Origin of the sequence: Brevibacterium sp. ZH18 (genome assembly GCF_022748595.1) — a bacterium.
GTDB lineage: Bacteria > Actinomycetota > Actinomycetes > Actinomycetales > Brevibacteriaceae > Brevibacterium.
In genome coordinates this window covers 1-3,213 of sequence record NZ_JALDSX010000087.1, presented here as the reverse complement: position 1 = coordinate 3,213, position 3,213 = coordinate 1, and the positions used below count along the sequence as shown (strand labels likewise).

General features: G+C 55.5%; 4 protein-coding genes. 3 read left to right on the top strand and 1 reads right to left on the bottom strand.

Annotated elements, in window-relative coordinates; all coding sequences use genetic code 11:
- Window positions 1-688 precede the first annotated feature (688 nt).
- Complete coding sequence (locus MPN20_RS16965; RefSeq protein WP_242784032.1) at window positions 689-898, bottom strand: hypothetical protein; 210 nt, start codon at window positions 896-898, stop codon at window positions 689-691.
- 366 nt (window positions 899-1,264) lie between these two features.
- Here MPN20_RS16965 and MPN20_RS16960 point away from each other — a divergent pair, with 366 nt between their 5' ends.
- The 3 genes from MPN20_RS16960 to MPN20_RS16950 all read left to right on the top strand — a co-directional run bounded on the left by MPN20_RS16960 (window position 1,265) and on the right by MPN20_RS16950 (window position 3,047).
- Window positions 1,265-1,957, top strand: a complete 693-nt coding sequence (locus MPN20_RS16960; protein ID WP_242784031.1) for a hypothetical protein — start codon at window positions 1,265-1,267, stop codon at window positions 1,955-1,957.
- A gap of 11 nt (window positions 1,958-1,968) precedes the next feature.
- Complete coding sequence (locus MPN20_RS16955; protein ID WP_242784030.1) at window positions 1,969-2,196, top strand: PLDc N-terminal domain-containing protein; 228 nt, start codon at window positions 1,969-1,971, stop codon at window positions 2,194-2,196.
- Window positions 2,197-2,405: 209 nt separating this feature from the next.
- The gene (locus MPN20_RS16950; RefSeq protein ID WP_242784028.1) at window positions 2,406-3,047 is read left to right on the top strand and encodes a site-specific integrase; all 642 of its coding nucleotides are present in this window, start codon (window positions 2,406-2,408) and stop codon (window positions 3,045-3,047) included.
- The last annotated feature ends 166 nt before the right edge of the window (window positions 3,048-3,213 follow it).

Genomic DNA, 3,213 nt, shown 5'->3' with positions numbered 1-3,213 from the left:
CGTTGGGATTCCGTAACCGGAGCAACTACCTCATCCGATCACTGCTCCACGCTGGCGGAATGAGTAGGCTCCTACAGCCCTATTTATGAAGAGCCACATACGTACTCTGGTCGAACGCCGACACGTGGGCAGTCAATCGCTCAGAGGAAGCCGACGTTGATTTGAGTCTGCTACTTCCAAACTCCCACATGATGTGGATTACGATTAACTTCACCGCAGTAGCACTCGTCGTAGCCAATATTCTGTTGGTTCGCGTCTGGGTTACAGGAAAGCGAACTTCTGTGGATGCGTCCTAGTCTAGGTGGATCGTGTTCTGATTGGCCCATGTTTTCTCGGCTTCAACGCCGAGAATCCGTATGGACTAACCCGGAGCTTCACAAGCAACACAACATTAGGTCCCCACCGTATTAGCGATGGGGGCCGTGTTGCGTCCGGGCCGGACGTTGACTGCGATGGTGCGGGGTACGTCCTTCGCCTCGAGGGGTCTGCTCAGCGTAGTTGACCTACCCCTTCTACTAGCAGGGATCCGTTAAGGTCACAGGCAAATCGTTGGAACTTCGCAGACGCGCCCTTGGGGTCCCTTCACCGAGGCGCATGAGTGCGAAATGCCTCACGATCGACGCGCTCGGGTCAGTGCCCCAGTCCGTAACCGTCGACAATGGCCAAAGCCCCTCTTTGCGCTTGGCCGTCAGAGCCCCGCCATTTCGGTGGTGCCGTAGATGGTCGCCCCGTTCGGCACCGAGTGTTGGTGGTCACCGATGGTGAGGGTGCTTGTATCGTTGGCGGCGTTGAGGGTGATGGCGTGGAGGATGCCGCGTGAGCATCGTCCGAGAGCCGCGATAGTCGGGAGGGTGACTGTCTTCCCGAGGGCGTCGGCGTTGAGGTTGCGAATTATCATGCACGGAGCATGCGACCGGACACGGGAAAGTTACCAGTGGCGACACGCGAGAAAGCCGGACTTGCACAGTCTGCACATTCCTGAGCGTCCGTGCGTGCTCCGTGAGCAGCCGACGTAGAAGACTAGCGCAGCGGCGATAGCAACCTCGAGCGGTGACCCATCGATCATCACGATGGGGTTTGCAACCGTCCACTGTCAGGTAATGACAACTCGGCCAGCTTCAGAATTTTGAAATCTCCGCAATCTCATACTTACGTGTGATGTGGAGAACATCTGAATTGGGATAGGAATGATCTAGCCCAGTACAAGCAGTGAGCTGCACGGTTCCGGAAGGGCGCGTGCTACGACAGAAACAAGGAGAGACGCTTGAAGTACATCAAGGCCCTAACAGGCGCAGTGAGCGCTGCACTCATCGTAACCAGCATGATCGTGGCCGGCCCGGCTCAAGCAGCAGAAACAATCGATACAGAGAAAGTTAGCTCATTCCTGTCTAGCGCCGGCATACCGAACAAAGACGCTAACGCCGTGATTGAAAAGCTTGAGAATGGCGAACAGCTCGACTTTGAGACCAACAAAAAGCCGGTATCGGTAAAGACAGAACGTAAGGGCGATTGGGAGGTGACTACTGAAACGTACCCCGATGGTTCAGTCGAAATGACTGAGCTTGAACAGCCTTTGAATGAAGTCTCCCCAGGTATCATTTCGCCGCAGGCCGCACCAACGAACTGCAAGGTAAAGGGTGGAAGTGGATACAGAAGTTACACCAACTGCCACGTGAGAAGGACGAATCCTCTTTACAATATGGGCTTCAAAGCCAGCTACACCATCGTCCAGAAGGGCAAGGACTACATCGGAGGAGTGCACGGCCTCGAGACGAAGTGCTATGCTGGGACATGCTCAAAGAGCAAGCTAAATACCACCAGGAAGAAGGAAACAGCGTCAGCTAAAGCAACTGCAAAAGCTTCAACTGTTTACAAGACTTACGGTGCTTCTTCCTCAAGAAACGTCTGGTTGAAGCTTTGGGTTGGAAAAGACAAAGCGTCAATCACCAAGAACTAGGATGAACCGCAATGAATGAATCAGTTTTCGGCGCTGGCCTGGATGTGTTGTGGCTGGGCATCTTTTCGCTTGTGGTCGTCTTTTTGATCTGTGCATTAGTTAGCATTAATCGCTCAGCCCTCGACGGCGTTACTAAGTTGCTTTGGGCAGTAGTGTCTCTCATCTTCCCAATCGCAGGACCGGTGACGTGGTTTATATACAAAGGCAATAATCGGGCCAAGCTACTATCAGAAGCTTGAGCCTAATCTTCTAGCGAGTGCGCCGCGGATCCGAAGTAGGAATCACCTGCGGCGCATTCGTTTGTCAGGTGGGGACATTGCTTCAATCCGCGCCCACTTGGGTGTTAGGACCCCACCTCAATTCGTGTAACCAGGGCAGCGAGCGCATGCATGATGTTGTCATCATCCTGGCTCGCACAGTCCGACCGGCGCACTATGACCTGCAGGCAGTGCTGCAGGTCGCCGTAGATGACTACCGGACCCCCTGTAATCCAGCCAGCGGGATCAAGAACTGTCCTGCGCTGTCGCACCGGAAGAACGTGTACCTCACCTATGAGCAGGTCGAGAAGGAGTCGCGAGCGGCCGACGAGCACCATCTGAAGCAACAGCGTGGCCGGTATGGTTTCGTCATCTACATCGCGGCGTACATGGGTTTGCTATGGAGTGAGACCGCCACCCTCCGCCCGGGCGGAGTTGACCTCGAAGCTGGCCGTGTGAGGATCCGTGCCGAGGTGTCGAAGAATGGTCGGGAGCGGTCCGTGGGAGATCCGCGGTACATGTATGAACGGTTCCGGGCGCTCACTTTGAAAACAGGCTCGGACGGACTGTTGATCCCGGATCTTACTGAGCCGAAGAATCAAGAGTCATGGTTCCTCACGGTTCGGCGGAAAGCGGGGCTCAATGAGGGTTTTGTGTTCCACAACCTGCGACACTCGGCGGCCTCGTTCGCCGTGTCCGCCGGCGCCTCGGTGAAGGCGGTTCAGAACATGCTCGGGCAATCGTCGGCGGCCATGACGTTGGACGTGTATTCGGATCTGTTCGACACGGACGTGGATGCTGTTGCCGAAAGGATTGAGTCGCCCCGGGGATAATAGAGGCAGGGAGATTGGAAGAAGGAGATTCTCTCTTGCCAGTGAAATACACCGACGAACTCAAGGTTCGCGCCGTCGAGCTCGTCATCCATGCCCAGGCCGACCCCGACACCGCGAACGGAGCGATCACCCGTGTTGCGAACGAACTCGGTCTGAGTAAAGAAAC

Coding starts and splice junctions, on each gene's coding strand:
- MPN20_RS16965 (WP_242784032.1), bottom strand. CDS start 898: ATGATAATTCGCAACCTCAACGCCGACGCCCTCGGGAAGACAGTCACC.
- MPN20_RS16955 (WP_242784030.1), top strand. CDS start 1,969: ATGAATGAATCAGTTTTCGGCGCTGGCCTGGATGTGTTGTGGCTGGGC.